At 44.0% G+C, this 225-nt stretch carries 1 protein-coding gene; it reads right to left on the reverse strand.

The annotated features are described in order from the left end of the window. Positions 1 to 183, reverse strand: a 183-nt coding sequence (locus tag H2O73_RS24545; protein WP_220457806.1) for a hypothetical protein, incomplete at its 3' end; no start/stop codon positions are given. Positions 184 to 225 lie beyond the last annotated feature (42 nt).

Raw genomic sequence — 225 nt, forward strand, 5'->3', positions numbered from 1 at the left:
CTTTCTCTGAATGTAACTGTACTCCTTGGGTATGAACTTCACAGCTTTAAAATTTGCAATATCTGCAAACCATGGAGCTTCCTGAATGGCAAATAGTTGCTCATCTGGGAAAGTCTCTGAGATCTCAGTAGAAGGGAGGGACGTCCCTGCTACTGGCTCTATCCGGGACAGATGATCTGCCACTTGGTTCTCTGTCCCTCTTCTGTCTCTTATTTCTATATCAAA

The organism is Vibrio marinisediminis, assembly GCF_014050145.1.
GTDB classification, from domain to species: domain Bacteria; phylum Pseudomonadota; class Gammaproteobacteria; order Enterobacterales; family Vibrionaceae; genus Vibrio; species Vibrio marinisediminis.